Here is a 19,829-nt window from a genome sequence, read left to right as displayed (position 1 = left end):
CATGGCGACCGGATCGCGGACCGCTCTCCGTCTGGGGTTGACCGGCGGCATCGGCAGCGGGAAAAGCACGGTGGGCCAAATGCTGGCGGAACACGGCGCCGCACTCATCGACGCCGATCGGCTTTCGCGCCAGGTGACGGCCCCAGGGGGGGCCGCCATCGGACCCATCCGCGACGCGTTCGGCGACGCCTTGATCGATGCGCACGGCGCGATGGACCGCGACCGCATGCGGGAACGCGTGTTCACGGACCCGGCGGCGCGTCAGCGCCTGGAGCGCATCGTCCACCCGCTGGTGGCCCTGGCAACGCAGGAAGCCGCTTCGCGCGCCGTGCAAAGCGGTGCGGCCCTGATCGTCTTCGACATCCCGCTGCTGGTCGAGTCTGCCCGCTGGGCGCAACAGCTGGACCAGATTCTCGTGGTGGACTGCACCGCCGAAACCCAGATCTCGCGGGTGCAGCAGCGCAGCGCCCTGGCGCGCGAGACGATCGAAGGCATCATGGCGTCCCAAGCCCCCCGCGCGATCCGGCGGGCGGCAGCGGACCTGGTGGTCTACAACGACGGAATCTCGCTGCAAGGGTTGCGAGCTGATGTCCTTCAGATCGCCCAGCGGTTCGGGCTATGATGCCCGGCATATACGGACGCGCGAAGCTGGCAGCGCCAGCCGTGTGCCCCAGGAACCCTGCAGCGTGATCCTTTACGAATATCCCTTCAACGAACGACTGAGAACCTACCTGCGGCTCGAGCAGCTGTTTCGCCGCCTGGGTGAGTTGATTCCGCGCCAGCATCCCCTGGACCACCACTACGCACTGGTGACGGTCTTCGAAATCATGGATGTCGCGGCGCGCGCCGATCTCAAGTCGGATGTGCTCAAGGATCTGGAAAAGCAGAAGCACCAGCTGGATGGCTATCGGGGCAACCCTTCGATTTCCGAAGCGGTTCTGGACGGCATCATCGCGCAGCTCGATCGGTGCTTTGCCGGGTTGAATGCGCAGACGGGCAAGGCAGGCCAGGCCCTGGCGGAAAACGACTGGCTGATGAGCATCCGCAGCCGGGTGGGCATTCCCGGGGGAACCTGCGGCTTCGATCTGCCGGCCTACTACGCCTGGCAGCACCATGCCCCCCAGCAGCGCCAGCAGGATCTGGAAGCCTGGGCGACCACCCTCGCCCCCCTGGCGGAGTCGTTGTACGTCCTCCTGAAGCTGCTGCGTGATTCGGGCGTGCCCCAGAAGGTGGCCGCGGACCATGGGCAGTTCCAGCAGACCCTGCCCCAGGGCCGCACCTTCCAACTGCTGCGCCTTCGCATCGATCCTTCCCTGGACCTGATCCCGGAGATCAGCGGCAACCGCCTGATCGTCTCCGTGCGGCTGATGCGCCAGCATGACGACGGCAAGCTGCATGCTGCCAACGAAGATGCCGCGTTCGAACTGACCTTGTGCGCCTGAGCGCCCGTTGACCATGAGCCGTTCTCAGCCGCGTTCACCGGCCCCCTCCAACGCCAAGTACGTGACGTGCCCGGCCTGCCGTGGCGAAAGCCTCTACGGCCCCAGCAATCCCTTCCGACCGTTTTGCAGCGAACGCTGCAAGCAGATCGACCTGGGGGCCTGGGCGAGCGAAGAATTCCGCGTGCCTACCGAACCGCCGACCCAAGACCCCGACCTGGGCGACGGGCTTCCGCACATTCCGCCGGGCGCCTGGGAAAAATAGCCCCCAGGGCATATGTTTCTAGGGCGTTTAGCTATTATTTTTATAGCTGATTGATCGTGGAAGGGTCAAAGGTTGCTCCCCTCTCCTGGGCCAGCCACTCCAGTACGGGATAAGCGCCCGGCAGTACGGGCGAGACCTGCAGGGGCCACTGCTGCCAGGCCATGGTCTGGCCCTCCCGCATTTCGAAGTCGCCCTGCCATTCCCACACCTTGCACCAGTGCAAGCGAACCAGCGCGTGGGGATAGTCGTGCTCCGTCACCTTCCAGACGGATGCCGCACCGATGGTGACGCCCAGCTCCTCGATCAACTCGCGCCGCAAGGCCTTTTCCACGGTCTCCCCGGCCTCCAGCTTGCCGCCAGGGAACTCCCAGTACCCGGCGTAAGGCTTGCCCGCAGGCCGGGTGGACAGCAGCATGGCGCCATCCGCACGCAGCAGGATGCCGACCGCCACTTCGGTGTGCGTTCTGGCGTCGACAGGGGCCACGGGATCAGCCATGCTGGCGCCCCGCATAGTCCCGCGCGAACTGGTAGGCGACCCGGCCGCTGCGCGATCCGCGCTCCAGTGCCCAGACCAGCGCCTGGGGGCGCGCTGCGGCAATCTCCGCATCCGCGACACCCAGGAAGGAAAGCCACTGCGCCACGATGGCCAGGTATTCGTCCTGGCTAAAAGGGTAGAAGCTGACCCACAGGCCGAACCGTTCGGACAGCGAGATCTTTTCTTCCACCACCTCGCCCGGGTGCACCTCACCATCTTCCGTGTGGGTATAGGACAGGTTTTCCTTGTGGTACTCGGGTAGCAGGTGGCGGCGGTTGCTGGTGGCATACACCAGCACATTGGGCGTGGAAGCCGCCACCGATCCGTCGAGGATCGACTTCAGCGCCTTGTACCCCGGCTCGCCCTCTTCAAAGCTCAGGTCATCGCAGTAGACGATGAATTTCTCGGGCCGATCCGCCACGATCTCCACGATGTCGGGCAGGTCCGTCAGATCGGCCTTGTCCACCTCGATCAGGCGCAGCCCCTGAGGCGCATAGGTATTGAGGCACGCCTTGATGAGGGAGGACTTGCCCGTCCCGCGGGCGCCCGTTAGCAGCACGTTGTTGGCCGGCCGGCCTTCCACGAACTGCTGGGTGTTGCGCTGGATCTTTTCTTTCTGGGCGTCGATTTCCTTCAGATCGTCCAGACGCATGCCCCCCACGTGGCGCACGGGCTCCAGCGCACCGTGGCCGCCGCTGCGCTTGCGATAGCGCCACGCGATGGCACGGGACCAATCCGGTGCGGTCAGGGCCTGGGGCAGTACCGATTCGATGCGGGAGATCAATTGCTCCGCACGGAGCATCAGGTGTTCGAAGGTGGCGGTCATAAGCGCTGCAGGAAGCCCGGATTCAGGAACGGTAGTCGGCGTTGATCGTCACGTACTCGTGGCTGAAATCGCAGGTCCACACCGTTTCCGCGGCATCGCCACGGCCGAGGCCCACGCGCACGGTGATCTCGCTTTGCTTCATCACGCGCTGGCCGTCTTCCTCGCGGTAGCTGGGGTTGCGTCCGCCCTTCGTCACCACATGCACATCGTCCAGGTGCAGCTCGATGAGGGTCTGGTCGAGATCGGCGATGCCGGCATAGCCCACCGCCGCCAGGATGCGGCCCAGATTGGGGTCGCTGGCGAAGAATGCCGTCTTGACGAGCGGCGAATGCGCGATGGCGTACGCCACCAGTTGGCATTCTTCCGCCGTATTGCCGCCCTCGACGCGGACGGTGATGAACTTCGTGGCGCCCTCGCCGTCGCGCACGATGGCCTGTGCCAGCTTCTGCGCGACGTCCAGCATCGCGGCCTTGAGCGCCTGGCCCTCGGCGCTGTCCAGCGACACGATGGGCGCATGCGCGGCCTGCTGAGTGGCGATGGCCACGAACGAATCGTTGGTGGAGGTGTCGCCGTCGATCGTCACCCGGTTGAACGAACGGTCGGCCAGTTCGCGCAGCAACGGCTGCAGCAGTGCGGGTTCGATGCGCGCATCCGTGGCCAGAAAGCCCAGCATCGTGGCCATGTTGGGGCGGATCATGCCCGCGCCCTTGCTGATGCCCGTCACCGTCACGGTGGCGCCGCCGATCTGCACCTGCCGGCTGAAGGCCTTGGGCAGCGTATCGGTGGTCATGATGCCTTCGGCCGCCTGCGCCCAATGGCCGGGCTGCGCGTCCGCGATGGCAGCGGGCAGGCCGGCTTCGATGCGGTCGACGGGCAGCGGCTCCATGATCACCCCGGTGGAAAACGGCAGCACCTGCGAAGGCGACAGGCCCAGCAAGCCGGCCGCAGCCTGGCAGGTGGACCGTGCGCGTGCCAGGCCCTCGGCGCCCGTGCCCGCATTGGCATTGCCGGTATTGACCACGATGGCGCGGATGGCTTGGCCGCCCGCCAAGTGCTCGCGGCAGACCTGCACGGGGGCCGCGCAGAAGCGGTTCTGCGTGAACACGCCGGCCACGGTCGCGCCTTCGTCGATCAGCAGCACCGTGAGGTCGCGGCGATTGGCCTTGCGCACCCCAGCCATGGCCACGCCCAGGCGCACGCCGGGCACGGGATGCAGGTCAGCGGGATTCGGCGCAATCAGGTTCACGGGCATGGCAGTGGGTCTCGGCGGGTAAGGGGGAAAGAAGAAGGAAGGTCAACGGCGAAAACTGCCGATTCTAGGGCGTGGCTTTTGGAGCGGCCTGGCTGGCATCGCCATCGGGCAGGTGGATCAGTCCGGTGTGGAAATCGTATTCGAACACTTCGCCATAGCGGCCCCATTCGATGACCGTGCGCAGCACCTGTTCGGCCTGGGCCTCGTCCAGGCTTTCGTGCAGCAGGCGCAGGAACGGCTTTTCCGGCAGCTCGCCCGCAGGGTCTTGCTCCAGGCTGTGACGCATGTGGGCTGCCAGCGGAACATGCGCGAGCAGCTGCTGGCCGAACAGGGTCTGCCGCACGATGTTGGGCGCCTGCACGTAGCGCTGGCCCAGCGCGGTCAGGTGCAGGTCGCCGTCGGCCAGCTGCGCAAACCCCAGCAGGGCCAGCGCCTGGGCCAGAACCAGCAGTTCGTCGTCGGCCAGTTCCGCGTCTTCGGCCATGCGCGGCAGGTCGGCCCGGCCGTCGAAAGGCGCCTCGGACAGCCGCTCGAGCAGCCCCTCCATCCGCCCGACATCGGCGGGCGGCAACTGGTCGGCCAGGGGCCTGCGGGACGGCTCGGCGGCCGGGCGGCCCGCGCCCGGCTGGCGTGCCGTCATGAGCCCGTAGACCTCGTCGATGAGGGCCCGCACCTCGGGGCTGTCGGGGTGGCGCGGTCGAGGCAGCTGGATCGGCAGCTCGGCCCGCACGCGGCCCGGGTTGCTGGCGAAAATCAGAACCCGGTCGGCCATGAGCACGGCCTCCTCGATGTTGTGCGACACGATGAGCATGGCGCGCGTGGGCATGCTGCCGCTGCCCCACAGCTCCAGAATGTCGTCGCGCAACCGTTCGCCCGTCAGTACATCGAGGGCCGAAAAGGCCTCGTCCATCAGCAGCACCTCGGGCTCCACCACCAGCGCGCGCGCAATGCCCACGCGCTGGCGCATGCCGCCCGACAGTTCGCGGGGCAAAGCGCCTTCGAACCCGGACAGCCCGATCAGCTCGATGGCGGCGGCGGCCCGCCGTGATCGTTCGGCGGGGGCGACACCCCGGGCCTCCAGGCCCAGCTCCACGTTCTGCTGCACCGTGAGCCACGGAAAGAGCGCGAACGACTGGAACACCATGGCGATGCCGCGCGCCGGGCCGTACAGCGGCTGGCCCCGGTAGCGAACATCGCCGGCATCCACCGGAACTAGGCCCGCCAGGATGCGCAGCAGCGTGGACTTGCCCGACCCCGACTGCCCGAGCAACGCGACGATCTCGCCCTCCTGCAGCACAAGATCGACCCCCTCCAGCACCGAACGTGCGGTGCCGTCGCTGGAGCGAAAAGACTTGCCGACCTGGGCCAGCTCGGCGATGGGGGACATGGGAGAGGTTTCCATGGGTTCGGTTCCAGGCGTCAGGAGTGCATGCGGTTTTCGGCCATCGCGTAGAGGCGCCGCCACACGAAATGGTTCATGCCCATGACGAAGACACACATCACGCCGATGCCCAGCGCGATGCGGGGAAAGTCGCCGATCGCCGTCATGTGGGCGATGTAGCTGCCCAGGCCATCGGCCTGCAGCGTGGTGTCGCCCCAGGTCACGTACTCGGCCACGATGCTCGCGTTCCACGAGCCGCCGCTGGCCGTGATCGCACCGGTGACGAAGCTGGGGAACACCGCCGGCAGCAGATAGCGCTTCCAGCGCAGCCAGCCCGACAGCCCCAGGTTCTGCGCGGCATAGCGCAACTCCGACGGCACGCTGGAAGCCCCGGCGATCACGTTGAAGAGCAGATACCACTGCGTGCCAAGCACCATCAGCGGCGCCAGCCAGAGGTTCGGATCGAGGTGCCAGCGCACGATCAGCACCACGGCCAGCGGGAACATCAGGTTCGCCGGAAAGGCCGCCAGAAACTGCGCCACGGCCTGCAGCCGGCCCGCCCAGCGCGGATTCATGCCGATCCAGACGCCCACCGGCACCCAGACCACCGCCGCCAGCAGGATCAGCACGACCACGCGCACCAGCGTGTACGTGCCGAGCACGAAGACATGGCCCACCTCGTGCCAGCCCACCTCGCTGTGGATGAAGCGCACGAGCCAGATCACCGCCAACATCACCGCCGCCGCCAGCAAGGCATCGCCCGCGCGCGTCAGGGCGGGATGGGGCACGGAGGGGCGTGCACGGATCGAGGTGCCATCGTGGCGCCGACGCAGCCGCGTGAGCGACCACTCCAGCGGCACCACGAACAGCGCCACCACCCGCTTGAGCTGCGACGTGCGGCGCATCCAGGACAGCAGCCAGGAGGTCGGCTGGGCTTCGCTGCCGCCCTCCTCGAACCGGAATTTGTCGGCCCAGGCAATGAGCGGGCGAAAGAACAGCTGGTCGTACAGCACGATCCCCACCAGCATGCCCACGATCGCCCAGCCGATCGCGCCCAGGTCGCGCGCCTCGATGGCCAGGGCGATGTACGAGCCCACGCCCGGCAGCTTGATGTCCTGGTGCGATACCGAGATCGCCTCCGACGCCACCACGAAGAACCAGCCGCCGGACATGGACATCATCATGTTCCACAGCAACCCTGGCATGGCGAAGGGCAGCTCCAGCCGCCAGAAGCGCTGCCAGCCCGACAGCTGGAACACCGCAGCGGCTTCGCGCAGTTCGGCCGGCACCGTGCGCATGGACTGGTACAGGCTGAAGGCCATGTTCCAGGCCTGCGAGGTGAAGATGGCGAAGATCGCCGCGCACTCGACGCCGAAGAGGTTGCCCGGGAACAGCGCGATGAACCCCGTCACCGTGATCGACAGGAAGCCCAGGATCGGAATGGACTGCAGGATGTCCAAGAGCGGCACCATCACCCGCTCCGCCATGCGGTACTTGGCCGCCAGCGCCGCGAAGAGGCAGGCAAACACCAGCGATGCGCCCAGCGCGATGAACATGCGCAGCGTGGTGCGCAGCAGATAGTAGGGCAGCATCCACGGATCGAGCGACAGCGGCAGCACGTCGCCCACCTGGTAGGGCCGCGCCATCTGCGAGCCGCCCCAGGCCAGCGCGAAAAGCACGGCCAGCACCAGGGGTAGCAGGGCCCAATCCCATCGGTTGCCGGTGGCCTGCACCACCTGCCGCGGGAAAAACCGCTTGTCGATCATCCTTGCGCCCTTCTCCCTGTGACGCGAAACAGCCTAGCAGCGGCCCGTGACAAGCCGAAGACGAAGCCCCCACTGCTGCAGCCCGCCGCGCCCCATCCCTGCGCGCCCGGGGCACAGGCATCCCGCCCCGCGATCAGGGCGGTGCCGCATGGTCAGTCCAGACGGCCGTGGCAGCTCTTGTACTTCTTGCCGCTGCCGCAAGGGCATGGGTCGTTGCGGCCGACACGGGGCACTTCGCCCGCGAGCGCACCGGCCGCCATGGCGGCCATGGCCGCCTCGGAGCGGACCTCCACCTCACCGGTTTCGGTGGGGGCGGTGTAGGTCACGTTGGCGATCTTCTCGGCACGGCTCTCCAGGGCCTCGGCAGCCTCGTCCAACTGGGCAGGCGACTGCACCTGCACCGTCATCAGGATCTTGGTGACTTCGTTCTTGACCTGATCGATCAGTTGGCGGAACAGCTCGAACGCCTCGCGCTTGTATTCCTGCTTGGGCTGCTTTTGCGCGTAGCCGCGCAGGTGGATGCCCTGGCGCAGGTAATCGAGGGCCGCCAGGTGGTCGCGCCAGTTGGAGTCGAAGCTCTGCAGCAGCACCGCGCGTTCGAACTGGTTGAAATTCTCCTGGCCCACCAGCTCCAGCTTGGCCTGGAAGGCGGCCTTGCCTGCGGTGAGCACCTTTTCCAGGATCTCGTCGTCGGTGATGGCGTGCGCGCTGTCCACTTCCTGCTTCAGCGGCAACTGGATCTGCCAATCCTCGGCCAGCGACTTCTCGAGCGCCTGCAAGTCCCACTGCTCCTCGACCGATTCGGCCGGCACGTACTGGCGCACCAGATCGGTCAGGCAGTCTTCCTGCATGTTGGCGATCAGGCCGGACAGGTCGGTCGCGTCCAGGATCTCGTTGCGCTGCTGGTAGATCACCTTGCGCTGGTCGTTGGAAACGTCGTCGTATTCCAGCAGTTGCTTGCGGACATCGAAGTTGCGCGCCTCGACCTTGCGCTGCGCCGACTCGATGCTGCGCGTGACGATGCCCGCCTCGATGGCCTCGCCATCGGGCATCTTGAGGCGGTCCATGATCGCCTTCACGCGGTCGCCGGCGAAGATGCGCATCAGCGAATCGTCCAGGCTCAGGTAGAACCGCGAAGAGCCAGGGTCGCCCTGGCGGCCCGAGCGGCCACGCAACTGGTTGTCGATGCGGCGGGACTCGTGGCGCTCGGTCGCAATGATGCGCAGGCCACCCAGCTCCTTGATCTTCTCGTGGTCGCGCGTCCACTGCGCGCGCACCTCGGCCACGCGGCTTTCCTTGGTCGCCTCGTCGAGCGACTCGTCGCTCTCGATGGCGGCCAGCGCCTTTTCGATGTTGCCGCCCAGCACGATGTCGGTGCCGCGGCCTGCCATGTTGGTCGCGATCGTGATCATGCCGGCACGACCGGCCTGGGCCACGATGTCGGCCTCGCGGGCATGCTGCTTGGCGTTCAGCACCTGGTGCGGCAGGTTTTCCTTTTGCAGCAGCTGGTCGATGATTTCGGAGTTCTCGATCGACGTGGTGCCCACCAGCACGGGCTGGCCGCGCTCATGGCACTCGCGGATGTCCTTGATCGCCGCTTCGTACTTTTCGCGCGTGGTCTTGTACACGCGGTCCAGCTGGTCGTTGCGCTTGCTCGGGCGGTTCGGAGGAATCACCACGGTTTCCAGGCCGTAGATTTCCTGGAATTCATAGGCCTCGGTGTCGGCCGTGCCGGTCATGCCCGCCAGCTTCTTGTACAGGCGGAAATAGTTCTGGAACGTGATGGATGCCAGCGTCTGGTTCTCGGCCTGGATGCCCACGCCTTCCTTGGCCTCGACGGCCTGGTGCAGGCCTTCGCTCCAGCGGCGGCCCGACATGAGGCGGCCGGTGAACTCGTCCACGATGACGATCTCGCCTTCCTGCACCACATAGTGCTGGTCGCGGTGGTAGAGGTGGTTGGCCCGCAGCGCCGCATACAGGTGGTGCATGAGCGTGATGTTGGCCGGGTCGTAGAGCGATGCGCCTTCGGCGATCAAGCCGCGGCTGGCCAGCACGCGCTCTGCGGTTTCGTGGCCCTGCTCGGTGAGGAACACCTGGTGCGTCTTTTCGTCGAGCGTGAAATCGCCCGGCTTGGTGACGCCCTCGCCGGTGCGCGGATCGGCCTCACCCTCTTGGCGCACCAGCAGCGGCACCACCTCGTTCATGGCGATGTACATCGCCGTGTGGTCTTCGGCCTGGCCGCTGATGATGAGCGGCGTGCGCGCCTCGTCGATCAGGATCGAGTCCACTTCATCGACGATGGCGAAATTCAGCCCGCGCTGCACCCGGTCGCGCGACTCGTACACCATGTTGTCGCGCAGGTAGTCGAAGCCGTACTCGTTGTTGGTGCCGTAGGTGATGTCGGCCTGGTAGGCGGCCTGCTTTTCCTCGCGCGGGGCCTGCGGCAGGTTGATGCCGACGGTCAGGCCCAGGAAGTTGTACAGGCGCCCCATCCACTGCGCATCGCGGTTGGCGAGGTAGTCGTTGACCGTCACCACGTGCACGCCGTCGCCGGACAGCGCATTCAGGTAGACCGGCAGCGTGGCGGTGAGCGTCTTGCCTTCGCCGGTTCGCATTTCCGAAATCTTGCCGTAATGCAGCGCCATGCCGCCCAGCAACTGCACGTCGAAGTGGCGCATTTTCATGATGCGCTTGGAGCCTTCGCGCACCACGGCGAAAGCCTCTGGCAGCAGATCGTCCAGCGATTCGCCTTTGGAGACGCGTTCCTTGAACTCGGCGGTCTTGGCGCGCAGCGCCTCGTCACTCAGCTTTTCGTAGTCGGGCTCCATCGCATTGATGCGGGCCACCGTCTTGCGGTATTGCTTGAGGAGCCGGTCATTGCGGCTGCCGAATAATTTGGTGAGGAAATTGGTGGCCATGCGAGCAGGACCGCGCCGCGTGCCCGAAGGCGTACGGCGCGACCAGAATCCCTAAAGAAGAAGTGAGTTCAGGTGGGGCTGCGTTCTCGGGTTGCAAGTTGCGCAACCCGGGTCGGCAGGTCCGGACCGCGGATTTTACCTGCGCGGGGTGACGGGCTGGCCATCGGCCTTTTGGGGCGGTCCGGCACTGGCCACGCGGGTGGAGGGGGCATGGGCTCCGGCCATCAGGAATTTTTGCGGATCCTGCGGAACGCCCTGCACCAGCACCTCGAAATGCAGGTGGGGGCCGGTGGAGCGGCCCGTCGTGCCGACCTCGGCGATCTTCTGGCCGCGGCGCACGAGGTCGCCGCGCTTGACCATCGTTTTGGAGGCATGCGCATAGCGGGTGACCAGCTGATTGCCGTGGTCCACCTCGATCATGTTGCCGTAGGCGGGGTGGTACTCCTGCGCGACCACCACGCCCCCGGCTGCCGCGAGGATGGGCGTGCCCGTGTCCGCCTGGAAGTCCAATCCCGTGTGCAGGGCGGAGTGGCCCGTGATGGGGTCGATGCGCCAGCCGAACGCCGAGCCGGGGAGCTTGCCCAGCACCGGCGCCTGCGTCGGCACCATGTGCTTTCGGATGTGCTGGTCGAACAGCCGCGATTCCACCACCGTCATCAGATCCACCCGGCGGTCCGTGAGCTGGGCCAGGTCATCCAGCGTGCGCTCCAGTTCCTGCATGTCCATGGGGTGACCCGACACCAGCGCACCGCCCTGCCCCGGCGGCCGCGACAGTTCCGACGCCGGCATGCCCGCCAGTCCCAGCACCCGCTCGCCCAGCGATTCCAGCTGCATGACGCGCGCCTGCATCTCGCCGACCTTGCGCGCCATGGCGTCGAGGTTGGCGCGCATGAAGCGGTCGCGCTCTTCCATTTCGTCCTTGGCCACCAGCTTGACCAGCGACCCGACGATGGGCCAGCCTTCGCGCGCGCCTTTGAGAAAGACCCAGTGGTAGAGCATGGCCGCGACCAGCATGATGGTGAACGAGACCAGCAAGCCTGCCGCCATGAGCCGTGTCCCTGTCAGGTGTATGGCCCGGCTTCGCGCCAGCCGGGCGTCCGTGATAATCAAGTGCACTACATTTCTCCGCGCCGCGCGGCGCATTGCCATGAACCGCCGTCACCAAGCCGTCACCCTGCTTCAAGCCACGGAGGAATCCCCCACATTGGCCAAGCTGGCGGCACTGACACGCGAATCCACGGAGCGGCTCAAGGCCATCGAGCCATTGATCCCCCCCACTTTGCGGCCCGCCATTCAGGCAGGGCCGATCGAAGGCCCGACATGGTGCCTGCTGGTGCGCAGCAACGCAGCGGCGGCCAAGGTGCGTCAGCTGCTGCCTGCCTTGCAGGCGCATTTGCGCACTCGGGGGTGGGAGGTTAACTCCATTCGCCTCAAAATCCAAACCTGAAGCCCGCAAGGGAAGGCATGGCAAAGGGGAGACGAAAAGAGGGAAAGATGGTGCCGATTGTCGGAATCGAACTGACGACCTACCGCTTACAAGGCGGGTGCTCTACCAACTGAGCTAAATCGGCGAAGGCTGCATTCTAGCCGCGCGAAATGCGCCGCAGCCGCACGGCAACGCTATTTGACGCGCTTGAGCGAGGGCCGGCCACCAGCACCCGGCGACGTGGGCCGGGGCGGCGCGCCACCGTCGTCCGGAGGCGAATCGGTGGACACCAGCTGCACCACACGATCGTCCGCGCCCGTCGAAGACTCGGACTCTGCGGGCGCGGAGGTGGCCGTACTGAGGACCGAGGAAGACAGCACGCCCCCTTCGCTCGGCTCCAGCACGTCCACCGGGGGCGGAAAGGCCATGCCCTGGCCATTCTCTCGCGCGTAGATGGCGATCACGCGGCCCACGGGGACCATGATGTCGCGTGGCTTGCCGCCGAAGCGCGCCTTGAACTCGATGAAATCGTTGCCCAGCTGCAGCGCACTGGTCGCGTCGTAGCTGATGTTGAGCACGATCTCGCCATCCTTCACATACTCGCGCGGCACCTGCACCGAGTCGTCCACCCGCACGGCAACGTAGGGCGTGAGCCCGTTGTCGGTGCACCACTCATACAAGGCCCGAATGAGATAGGGGCGAGTGGAGGTGGAGTCCTGGGCGTTCATCATGGTGGCGTGCGGGAAGGAAGGATCGCGCAATCACTTGCGCATGACTTTTTCGGAAGGCGTCAGCGCTTCGATGTACGCAGGACGCGAGAAGATGCGCTCAGCATACTTGAGCAGCGGCGCGGCGTTCTTGCTCAGGTCGATGCCGTAGTAATCCAGGCGCCAGAGCAGCGGCGCGATGGCCACGTCCAGCATCGAGAAATTCTCGCCCAGCATGTACTTGTTCTTGAGGAACACGGGCGCCAGTTGCGTGAGGCGGTCGCGGATGTGGGCGCGGGCTTTTTCCAGCGCCTTCTCGTTGCCCTTGGTGGCACGCGATTCGAGGATGTTCACGTGAACGAACAGTTCCTTCTCGAAGTTCAGCAGGAACAGGCGCACGCGGGCGCGGTCCACCGGGTCGCCGGGCATCAGTTGCGGATGCGGGAAGCGCTCGTCGATGTATTCGTTGATGATGTTCGACTCATACAGGATCAGGTCGCGCTCGACCAGGATCGGCACCTGCCCGTAGGGGTTCATCACGCTGATGTCTTCGGGCTTGTTGTACAGGTCCACATCGCGGATCTCGAAGTCCATTCCCTTCTCGAACAGAACGAAACGGCAGCGATGGGAGAAGGGACAGGTCGTACCCGAATAAAGCACCATCATGGTGAGAGGCTCCTAAAAATCAAAAAGAGTGGGCGCAGGATGCGTCCACTCTGAAAACCTGGGCAGCGCCAGGTCTGGCGCCGCAGGCGGTTGGTGCGGTTACTTGATGTCTTTCCAGAAAGCTGCGTTGAGCCTCCAGGCAATCACCGTGAACACACCGAGGAAAATCAAAACCCAGACGCCGACGCGCAACCGGGTATTTTGCGCTGGCTCGCCCATCCATTGCAGGTAATTGACGAGATCACCCACGGCCTGATCGTATTGGAGGGGGCTCATTGTGCCCGGACTCACCTGCGTCCAGCCCTTGAAGACTTCCGTCTTGTGGCCATGGCTCTCCTGCTGTTCGAACACGGGGCGCCGGTCGCCCTGCAATTGCCAGAGCACGTGAGGCATGCCGACACTCGGGAAGGCGAGATTATTCCATCCCGTGGCCTTGGTCTCGTCGCGGTAGAAAGTGCGCAGGAAGGTATAGAGGTAATCCGCCCCCGTTCCGCCATGGCCGGCGCGCGAACGGGCGATCACCGTGAGGTCGGGCGGATTGGCGCCGAACCAGTCCTTGGCCTGGCGCGGATCGATGGTGGACTTCATGGTCTCGCCCACCTTTTCGGTGGTGAACAGCAGGTTGTCCTTGATCTGCTGGTCGGTGAGGCCGATGTCCTTCAGGCGGTTGAACCGCATGAACGCGGCCGAGTGGCAGCTCAGGCAGTAGTTGACGAAGAGCTTGGCGCCGTTTTGCAGCGAGGCCGTGTCGTTGGTCTGGACCGGGGCCTTGTCCCAGGCGATGCCGCCTTCGGCGGCCTGCGCGCCCGTGGCGATGCCCAGGGCCGCGATCAGCGTGAGGATGATTTTTTTCATGGGATGGGTCTCCTGCCTGCTCAATGCGCCTTGAAGATCACGCGGTCCGGCACGGGCTTGGGCTCGCCGAGCCGGCTCCACCAGGGCATGAGCAGGAAGAAACCGAAATAGAACAGCGTGCCGACCTGCGAGACACGCTCGCCCAGCGGCGACGGTGGCTGCACGCCCAGATAGGCCAGCGCGACGAAGTTGATCACGAAGATGCCGTACAGGTACTTGTGCCAGCCCGGACGGTAGCGGATCGACTTGACCGGGCTCATGTCCAGCCAGGGCAGGAAGAACAGGATGATGACGGCGCCGCCCATCACGACCACGCCCCAGAACTTGGCGTCGATCGACAGCATGAGGGCGATGGCCGCTGCCGCGATGGCCACGATCGCCACCTTGATGAAGACCGGCAGGCGGCCCTTGACCACGCCGAAGCCGGCGGCCAGCACCACGCACGCGATGAGGGCGTACATCATCTCGCTGGTGATGGCGCGCAGCATGGAATAGAACGGCGTGAAGTACCAGACGGGCGCGATGTGCGCGGGCGTCTTGAGCGGATCGGCCGGGATGAAGTTGTTGTACTCGAGGAAGTAGCCACCGAACTCGGGCGCGAAGAACACCACGGCCGAGAAGATGAACAGGAACACGCAGACCCCGAAGATGTCATGCACCGTGTAGTAGGGGTGGAACGGGATGCCGTCCAGCGGGTGGCCCTTGTCGTCGCGGGGGGCATTGGGGCCCTTGATCTCCACGCCGTCGGGGTTGTTGGAGCCCACGTCGTGCAGCGCCAGCAGATGCGCCACCACCAGGCCCAGCAGCACCAGCGGCACGGCGATCACGTGGAAGCTGAAGAAGCGGTTCAGCGTTGCATCGCCCACCACGTAGTCGCCGCGGATCAGCAGCGCGAGGTCGGGGCCGATGAAGGGGATGGCCGCGAACAGGTTCACGATCACCTGGGCGCCCCAGTACGACATCTGGCCCCAGGGCAGCAGGTAGCCCATGAAGGCCTCGGCCATCAGCGCCAGGAAGATGGCGCAGCCGAAGATCCAGACCAGTTCGCGCGGCTTGCGGTACGAGCCGTAGAGCAGCCCGCGGAACATGTGCAGGTACACCACCACGAAGAACGCCGAGGCGCCCGTGGAGTGCATGTAGCGGATGAGCCAGCCCCACGGCACGTCGCGCATGATGTACTCGACCGACTCGAAGGCCTTCGCCGCGTCGGGCTTGTAGTGCATCACCAGGAAGATGCCGGTGACGATCTGGATCACCAGCACCAGCAAAGCCAGCGAGCCGAAGATGTACCAGAAGTTGAAGTTCTTCGGCGCGTAGTACTCCGACATGTGGACGCGATAGGCGTCGAACGCGGTCGGGAACCGGTTCTCGAACCAGTTGGTGACTTTGGCGCCGGTGGAGGCGTTGGGGGAGATGTCCTTGAATTCGTGGGCCATGTCGTGTTCCCTCATGCCTTCTTGTCTTCACCGATCAGGAGCTTGGTCTCCGACAGGTACATGTGGGGAGGCACTTCCAGGTTGTCCGGCGCCGGCTTGTTCTTGAACACGCGGCCGGCCATGTCGAACGTGGAGCCGTGGCAGGGGCACAGGAAGCCGCCCTTCCAGTCGTCGGGCAGCGAGGGCTGCGCACCGGGCACGAACTTGTCCGAAGGCGAGCAGCCCAGGTGGGTGCAGATGCCCACGGCCACGAGGATTTCAGGCTTGATGGAGCGTGCCTCGTTGCGGGCGTATTCGGGGGTGAGTTCGCTCGGCTTGCGCTCCGATTTCGGGTCGGCCAGCTGTGCATCCAGCGAGGGCAGCGCGGCGAGCTGGTCGGGCGTGCGCTTGATGATCCAAACGGGCTTGCCGCGCCATTCGACCGTGATTTTCTCGCCCAGCTTGAGATCGGAAATATCGACTTCGACCGCGGCGCCTGCCGCCTTGGCCTTCTCGGAAGGCTGGAACGTGCTCACGAACGGTACGGCGGTTGCTACGCCGCCCACGGCACCAGCGCAGCCAGAGGCGATGAGCCACGTCCGCTTGCTGGAGTCGATAGGAGTTTCACTCATGGGTGTCCTCGTTGTACTTCGCTGGGTGGGGCAATCGCGGAATTGTAGCGGAGTGAAAATGGGTATTCCTAGGCGTTAACACCCCTCAACCTGCGCAATACTGCGAGGGTTTTCAGCTATATCAAGGAGGGGCGAAATGAGCATCGCAAAGGAATTCAAAGAGTTCGCGATCAAAGGTAATGTGGTAGACCTTGCGGTCGGCGTGATCATCGGCGGCGCCTTCGGCAAGATCGTCGATTCGGTGGTCGGCGACCTGATCATGCCGGTGGTGGGGCTGGTCTTCGGCCGGCTGGACTTCTCCAACCTGTTCGTGGTGCTGGGCACCGTGCCGCCCGGCGTGCCGCAGACGCTGGACGCGCTCAAGAAGGCCGGCGTTCCGGTGCTGGCCTACGGCAACTTCATCACCGTGGCGGTCAACTTCCTGATCCTGGCTTTCATCATCTTCATGATGGTCAAGCAGATCAACCGCCTCAAGCGCCAGGCGCCGGCCCCCGCGCCGGCCCCGGTGGCGACGCCGGAAGACATCGTGCTGCTGCGCGAGATCCGCGACAGCCTCAAGCGCTGAAAGCCAGGGCGCGCGGCGCGCCCGGAGCACCCGGCACGGGCGGCCTCCCGGCCGCTCAGGCGGCCGAGGCCAGCCGCCGCGCCATGCGCACGGCCTCGATCAGGCTGGAGGCATCCGCGATGCCCTGGCCGGCGATGTCGAACGCCGTGCCGTGGTCGGGGCTGGTGCGCACCAGCGGCAGGCCGAGCGTCACGTTCACGCCCTTGTCCACGCCCAGGTACTTGACCGGGATCAGCCCCTGGTCGTGGTACATCGCCAGCACGGCGTCGAACTCGCCCGCGCGCTGCGGCGTGTGGCGTGCCCGCATGAAGATGGTGTCCGGGGCGTAGGGGCCGTGCGCGTCCACGCCCAGGCGGCGCGCGGCCTCGACGGCCGGGGCGATCACTTCCAACTCTTCACGGCCGAACAGGCCGCCCTCGCCCGCGTGCGGATTGAGCCCCGCCACGCCGATGCGCGGCGCGCGGCCCAGGCTGCGCGAGAGCGCTTCGTGGGTGATGCGCAGCGAGTCCAGCACGTTCTCGCGCGTGACGGCCGCGATCGCATCGCGCAGCGAGACGTGGATGCTCACCAGCACGGTGCGCAGCTCGTCGCTCGCCAGCATCATGCGCACGGGCATGTCGGCCAGCGGCACGCCGGCGTGGCGCGCGGCCTCGGCCTGCAGCAGTTCGGTGTGGCCGGGAAAATCCACGCCCGCGGCGCTCAGCGCCTCCTTGTGCAGCGGCGCGGTGACCAGGGCGGCGATCTCGCCGCGCAGGGCGGCCTGCGCGGCCCAGACCACGCAGTCGGCCGCCGCCCGGCCGGCCTGAGCGCTCACCTGCCCGAAGGGCACCGGCCCCGGCAACCCCGGCAGGGGCCACACCGGCAGGCAGCGCGGCGGCACGCCGGCCACGTCGGTGGGCGCCTGCAGGATGGCCACGGGCAGCGACGGCTCCCCGGGCCGCTGGATGCACTGGGCGGCCCGGCGCAGCGTGGCCAGATCGCCCACGGCGAAGCAGCCGCGCAGGTCGTCCGGCGCATCGCGGAACGCCTTGGCCACGATTTCAGGGCCGATGCCGGCCGGATCGCCCTGGGTGATGGCCAGGGGCGGCAGGGCGAGGGGGGTGTCGGATGAAGGCATGAATCGGGCTCTAGCGCATATATTTCTAGGGCATACCGCTATTAATTCAATAGCATTTAAAAACCACGGCCGGCCCAGGGCTCACGCCAGCACGCCCGAGGTCAGCCGCACCACGCGGTCGCAGCGCGCGGCGAGCGACTCGTCATGGGTGACCATCACGAACGCCGTGCCTTTGTCGCGCGCGAGTTGCAGCATGAGCTGGAACACCCCGTCGGCGGTGGCCCGGTCCAGGTTGCCCGTGGGCTCGTCGGCCAGAACGCAGGCGGGCCGGGTGACCAAGGCCCGCGCGATCGCCACGCGCTGGCGCTCGCCGCCGGACAGCTCGGCCGGCCGGTGCTGCACCCGGCCGGCCAGCCCCACGGCGGTGAGCATCTCGACCGCCTGCGCCACGCAGTCGGCATACGGCATGCGGCGGATGCGCAGCGGCATGGCCACGTTGTCCTGCGCGCTGAACTCCGGCAGCAGGTGGTGGAACTGGTAGATGAACCCGAGGTGCTGGTTGCGCAGCTGCCCCTGGCGGTCGGCCGAGAGCGTGTCGAAGGCCTTGCCCTGCAGCTGCACGCTGCCGGCGGTGGGCGCGTCCAGCCCGCCCAGCAGGTGCAGTAGCGTGCTCTTTCCGGAGCCCGAAGCGCCGACGATGGCGAGCGTCTCGCCGGCATGCACGTCCAGGTCCACCCCTTGCAGCACGGTGACGTCCAGGCGGCCTTCGGTGAAGCGCTTGGTCAGGCCCCGGGCCTGCAGGACCACCGGCCCGCGGGCGGCGGCAGCGGCATGGGGCGCGGCGGCGCCGGGCGTGGACAGGTCATTCATAGCGCAGGGCCTCCGCGGGGTTCACGCGGCTCGCGCGCCAGCTGGGATAGAGCGTGGCCACGAAGGCCAGCACCAGGGAAATGATGCCGATGGGCACGATGTCGCTGCTTTGCGGCTCGCTCGGCATCTTGCTGATGAGGTAGATGTCCTTGGGCAGGAAGCTCGCGTTCAGCGCGTGCTCGATGGCCGGCACGATCACGTCGATGTTCACCGCGATCCCCAGGCCCAGCAGCAGGCCGGCCAGCGTGCCGATGACGCCCACCATCGCGCCCTGCACCACGAAGATGCCCATGATGCTGCCCGGGCTCGCGCCCAGGGTGCGCAGGATGGCGATGTCCGCGCGCTTGTCGGTCACGGTCATCACCAGCGTGGACACGAGGTTGAACGCCGCCACCGCCACGATCAGCGTGAGGATGATGAACATCATGCGTTTTTCCAGCTGCACGGCGGCGAACCAGGTGCGGTTCTGCTGCGTCCAGTCGCGGATCAGCAGGTCGCCGGTGAGCGAGTGCGCCAGCTCCTGCGCCACCTGGGGCGCGCGGTGCAGGTCCTTGAGCTTGAGGCGGATGCCGGTCGGCCCCTCCAGGCGGAAGATGCGTTCGGCGTCCTCGTGGTGCAGCAGCACCAGCGCCGAGTCGTATTCGTAATGCCCCGAGTTGAACGTGCCCGCCACCGTCATCTGCTTGAGGCGGGGCACCACGCCCGCGGGCGTGACCTGCCCGCCCGGTGCGATCAGCGTGACCGCGTCGCCCAGGCGCACGCCCAGGGCGCGGGCCAGTTCGCTGCCCAGCACCACGCGGAACTCGCCCGGCACCAGGGCCTTGAGGGCGTCGACGTTGGCGGCGGCCAGGTCGGTCACATCGCCTTCGCGCAGCGGGTCGATGCCGCGCACCAGCGTGCCCTTCATGTCCTCGCCGCGCGCCAGCAGCGCCTGCGCGGAGACGAATGGCGCCGCGCCCACGACCTCGGGATTGGCCCGCGCCTGGGCCAGCGTGCGCGGCATGTCCGGCAGCGCCGCGCCGTGGGGCGCGAAGATCTCGATGTGCGAGACCACGCTCAGCATGCGGTCGCGCACCTCTTTCTGAAAGCCGTTCATCACGCTGAGCACGATGATGAGCGCCGCCACGCCGAGCGCGATGCCCAGCATGGAAACGCCCGAGATGAACGAGATGAAGCCGTTGCGCCGCGTGGCGCGCCCGGCCCGGGTGTAGCGCCAGCCCAGGGCCAGCTCGTAGGGAATTTGCATGGGTGTGA

20 protein-coding genes and 1 tRNA gene are annotated in these 19,829 nt (G+C 66.4%); 5 read left to right on the top strand and 16 right to left on the bottom strand.

Features of this window, described 5'->3' with window-relative positions:
• Position 1 precedes the first annotated feature (1 nt).
• The 3 genes from coaE (at position 2) to AVTE2539_RS02185 (ending at position 1,704) form a co-directional block, all read left to right on the top strand.
• On the top strand, positions 2–622 hold the full coding sequence (gene coaE, locus AVTE2539_RS02195; protein WP_284408207.1) for a dephospho-CoA kinase: 621 nt from the start codon (positions 2–4) through the stop codon (positions 620–622).
• A 64-nt stretch (positions 623–686) separates the two neighbouring features.
• Positions 687–1,442 carry a cell division protein ZapD gene (gene zapD, locus AVTE2539_RS02190; RefSeq protein ID WP_272565520.1) on the top strand — a complete coding sequence of 252 codons (756 nt, stop codon included), beginning with the start codon at positions 687–689 and terminating at the stop codon, positions 1,440–1,442.
• A 13-nt stretch (positions 1,443–1,455) separates the two neighbouring features.
• On the top strand, positions 1,456–1,704 hold the full coding sequence (locus AVTE2539_RS02185; RefSeq protein WP_272565521.1) for a DNA gyrase inhibitor YacG: 249 nt from the start codon (positions 1,456–1,458) through the stop codon (positions 1,702–1,704).
• A gap of 40 nt (positions 1,705–1,744) precedes the next feature.
• Here AVTE2539_RS02185 and AVTE2539_RS02180 read toward each other — a convergent pair whose 3' ends face one another.
• The 7 genes from AVTE2539_RS02180 to AVTE2539_RS02150 all read right to left on the bottom strand — a co-directional run bounded on the left by AVTE2539_RS02180 (position 1,745) and on the right by AVTE2539_RS02150 (position 11,525).
• Positions 1,745–2,200, bottom strand: coding sequence for an NUDIX domain-containing protein (locus tag AVTE2539_RS02180; RefSeq protein WP_284408206.1), 456 nt, complete (start codon positions 2,198–2,200; stop codon positions 1,745–1,747).
• Complete coding sequence (locus tag AVTE2539_RS02175; protein WP_284408205.1) at positions 2,193–3,065, bottom strand: ATP-binding protein; 873 nt, start codon at positions 3,063–3,065, stop codon at positions 2,193–2,195. The genes AVTE2539_RS02180 and AVTE2539_RS02175 overlap by 8 nt, the downstream gene beginning before the upstream one ends.
• A 22-nt stretch (positions 3,066–3,087) precedes the next feature.
• The gene (gene argJ / locus AVTE2539_RS02170; protein ID WP_284408204.1) at positions 3,088–4,317 is read right to left on the bottom strand and encodes a bifunctional glutamate N-acetyltransferase/amino-acid acetyltransferase ArgJ; all 1,230 of its coding nucleotides are present in this window, start codon (positions 4,315–4,317) and stop codon (positions 3,088–3,090) included.
• A 64-nt stretch (positions 4,318–4,381) separates the two neighbouring features.
• A complete protein-coding gene (locus AVTE2539_RS02165; RefSeq protein WP_284408203.1) occupies positions 4,382–5,719 on the bottom strand; it encodes an ABC transporter ATP-binding protein in 1,338 nt (445 codons plus the stop codon).
• A 17-nt stretch (positions 5,720–5,736) separates the two neighbouring features.
• A complete protein-coding gene (locus tag AVTE2539_RS02160; protein ID WP_284408202.1) occupies positions 5,737–7,464 on the bottom strand; it encodes an ABC transporter permease in 1,728 nt (575 codons plus the stop codon).
• Positions 7,465–7,616: 152 nt separating this feature from the next.
• Entirely contained in the window at positions 7,617–10,382 is a 2,766-nt protein-coding gene (secA, locus tag AVTE2539_RS02155) for a preprotein translocase subunit SecA (RefSeq protein WP_284408201.1), read from the bottom strand.
• A gap of 135 nt (positions 10,383–10,517) precedes the next feature.
• A complete protein-coding gene (locus AVTE2539_RS02150) occupies positions 10,518–11,525 on the bottom strand; it encodes a M23 family metallopeptidase (protein WP_284409385.1) in 1,008 nt (335 codons plus the stop codon).
• 4 nt (positions 11,526–11,529) lie between these two features.
• Between AVTE2539_RS02150 and AVTE2539_RS02145 the strand changes: the two genes are divergently transcribed.
• Positions 11,530–11,829, top strand: coding sequence for a hypothetical protein (locus AVTE2539_RS02145; protein ID WP_272565530.1), 300 nt, complete (start codon positions 11,530–11,532; stop codon positions 11,827–11,829).
• 48 nt (positions 11,830–11,877) lie between these two features.
• Here the strand turns inward: AVTE2539_RS02145 and AVTE2539_RS02140 are convergent.
• The 6 genes from AVTE2539_RS02140 to petA all read right to left on the bottom strand — a co-directional run bounded on the left by AVTE2539_RS02140 (position 11,878) and on the right by petA (position 16,083).
• Positions 11,878–11,953: transfer RNA gene (locus AVTE2539_RS02140), tRNA-Thr, on the bottom strand.
• 49 nt (positions 11,954–12,002) lie between these two features.
• Positions 12,003–12,536, bottom strand: coding sequence for a ClpXP protease specificity-enhancing factor (locus tag AVTE2539_RS02135; RefSeq protein ID WP_284409383.1), 534 nt, complete (start codon positions 12,534–12,536; stop codon positions 12,003–12,005).
• A 33-nt stretch (positions 12,537–12,569) separates the two neighbouring features.
• Positions 12,570–13,181 carry a glutathione S-transferase N-terminal domain-containing protein gene (locus tag AVTE2539_RS02130; RefSeq protein ID WP_272565532.1) on the bottom strand — a complete coding sequence of 204 codons (612 nt, stop codon included), beginning with the start codon at positions 13,179–13,181 and terminating at the stop codon, positions 12,570–12,572.
• Between the two features lie 99 nt (positions 13,182–13,280).
• Positions 13,281–14,036, bottom strand: a complete 756-nt coding sequence (locus tag AVTE2539_RS02125) for a cytochrome c1 (protein WP_272565533.1) — start codon at positions 14,034–14,036, stop codon at positions 13,281–13,283.
• Between the two features lie 20 nt (positions 14,037–14,056).
• Entirely contained in the window at positions 14,057–15,472 is a 1,416-nt protein-coding gene (locus AVTE2539_RS02120; protein WP_284405471.1) for a cytochrome b, read from the bottom strand.
• Between the two features lie 11 nt (positions 15,473–15,483).
• A complete protein-coding gene (gene petA / locus AVTE2539_RS02115) occupies positions 15,484–16,083 on the bottom strand; it encodes a ubiquinol-cytochrome c reductase iron-sulfur subunit (RefSeq protein WP_284408200.1) in 600 nt (199 codons plus the stop codon).
• Between the two features lie 136 nt (positions 16,084–16,219).
• Between petA and mscL the strand changes: the two genes are divergently transcribed.
• A complete protein-coding gene (mscL, locus tag AVTE2539_RS02110) occupies positions 16,220–16,648 on the top strand; it encodes a large conductance mechanosensitive channel protein MscL (protein ID WP_284393702.1) in 429 nt (142 codons plus the stop codon).
• A gap of 55 nt (positions 16,649–16,703) precedes the next feature.
• Here mscL and pdxA read toward each other — a convergent pair whose 3' ends face one another.
• The 3 genes from pdxA to AVTE2539_RS02095 form a co-directional block, all read right to left on the bottom strand.
• Positions 16,704–17,765: a 4-hydroxythreonine-4-phosphate dehydrogenase PdxA gene (gene pdxA, locus AVTE2539_RS02105; protein WP_284408199.1), complete on the bottom strand. Its 1,062-nt coding sequence runs from the start codon at positions 17,763–17,765 to the stop codon at positions 16,704–16,706.
• Between the two features lie 81 nt (positions 17,766–17,846).
• On the bottom strand, positions 17,847–18,575 hold the full coding sequence (gene lolD, locus AVTE2539_RS02100) for a lipoprotein-releasing ABC transporter ATP-binding protein LolD (protein WP_284408198.1): 729 nt from the start codon (positions 18,573–18,575) through the stop codon (positions 17,847–17,849).
• Positions 18,568–19,821, bottom strand: coding sequence for a lipoprotein-releasing ABC transporter permease subunit (locus AVTE2539_RS02095; protein WP_284393696.1), 1,254 nt, complete (start codon positions 19,819–19,821; stop codon positions 18,568–18,570). Before AVTE2539_RS02095 ends, lolD begins: the two co-directional genes overlap by 8 nt.
• Positions 19,822–19,829 lie beyond the last annotated feature (8 nt).

It is taken from the genome of Acidovorax sp. SUPP2539, from assembly GCF_030158975.1.
Classification (GTDB): Bacteria; Pseudomonadota; Gammaproteobacteria; order Burkholderiales; family Burkholderiaceae_C; genus Paracidovorax.
Note: the sequence above shows the minus strand (reverse complement) of the source record. Positions and strands in the feature narration are given on the sequence as shown.

What these genes read in the sequence shown, in the direction of transcription:
- coaE (WP_284408207.1), top strand. Translation starts at nt 2, where the DNA reads ATGGCGACCGGATCGCGGACCGCTCTCCGTCTGGGGTTGACCGGCGGC.
- AVTE2539_RS02185 (WP_272565521.1), top strand. Translation starts at nt 1,456, where the DNA reads ATGAGCCGTTCTCAGCCGCGTTCACCGGCCCCCTCCAACGCCAAGTAC.
- AVTE2539_RS02180 (WP_284408206.1), bottom strand. Translation starts at nt 2,200, where the DNA reads ATGGCTGATCCCGTGGCCCCTGTCGACGCCAGAACGCACACCGAAGTG.
- AVTE2539_RS02175 (WP_284408205.1), bottom strand. Translation starts at nt 3,065, where the DNA reads ATGACCGCCACCTTCGAACACCTGATGCTCCGTGCGGAGCAATTGATC.
- argJ (WP_284408204.1), bottom strand. Translation starts at nt 4,317, where the DNA reads ATGCCCGTGAACCTGATTGCGCCGAATCCCGCTGACCTGCATCCCGTG.
- AVTE2539_RS02165 (WP_284408203.1), bottom strand. Translation starts at nt 5,719, where the DNA reads ATGGAAACCTCTCCCATGTCCCCCATCGCCGAGCTGGCCCAGGTCGGC.
- AVTE2539_RS02160 (WP_284408202.1), bottom strand. Translation starts at nt 7,464, where the DNA reads ATGATCGACAAGCGGTTTTTCCCGCGGCAGGTGGTGCAGGCCACCGGC.
- secA (WP_284408201.1), bottom strand. Translation starts at nt 10,382, where the DNA reads ATGGCCACCAATTTCCTCACCAAATTATTCGGCAGCCGCAATGACCGG.
- AVTE2539_RS02150 (WP_284409385.1), bottom strand. Translation starts at nt 11,525, where the DNA reads ATGCGCCGCGCGGCGCGGAGAAATGTAGTGCACTTGATTATCACGGAC.
- AVTE2539_RS02145 (WP_272565530.1), top strand. Translation starts at nt 11,530, where the DNA reads ATGAACCGCCGTCACCAAGCCGTCACCCTGCTTCAAGCCACGGAGGAA.
- AVTE2539_RS02135 (WP_284409383.1), bottom strand. Translation starts at nt 12,536, where the DNA reads ATGAACGCCCAGGACTCCACCTCCACTCGCCCCTATCTCATTCGGGCC.
- AVTE2539_RS02130 (WP_272565532.1), bottom strand. Translation starts at nt 13,181, where the DNA reads ATGATGGTGCTTTATTCGGGTACGACCTGTCCCTTCTCCCATCGCTGC.
- AVTE2539_RS02125 (WP_272565533.1), bottom strand. Translation starts at nt 14,036, where the DNA reads ATGAAAAAAATCATCCTCACGCTGATCGCGGCCCTGGGCATCGCCACG.
- AVTE2539_RS02120 (WP_284405471.1), bottom strand. Translation starts at nt 15,472, where the DNA reads ATGGCCCACGAATTCAAGGACATCTCCCCCAACGCCTCCACCGGCGCC.
- petA (WP_284408200.1), bottom strand. Translation starts at nt 16,083, where the DNA reads ATGAGTGAAACTCCTATCGACTCCAGCAAGCGGACGTGGCTCATCGCC.
- mscL (WP_284393702.1), top strand. Translation starts at nt 16,220, where the DNA reads ATGAGCATCGCAAAGGAATTCAAAGAGTTCGCGATCAAAGGTAATGTG.
- pdxA (WP_284408199.1), bottom strand. Translation starts at nt 17,765, where the DNA reads ATGCCTTCATCCGACACCCCCCTCGCCCTGCCGCCCCTGGCCATCACC.
- lolD (WP_284408198.1), bottom strand. Translation starts at nt 18,575, where the DNA reads ATGAATGACCTGTCCACGCCCGGCGCCGCCGCGCCCCATGCCGCTGCC.
- AVTE2539_RS02095 (WP_284393696.1), bottom strand. Translation starts at nt 19,821, where the DNA reads ATGCAAATTCCCTACGAGCTGGCCCTGGGCTGGCGCTACACCCGGGCC.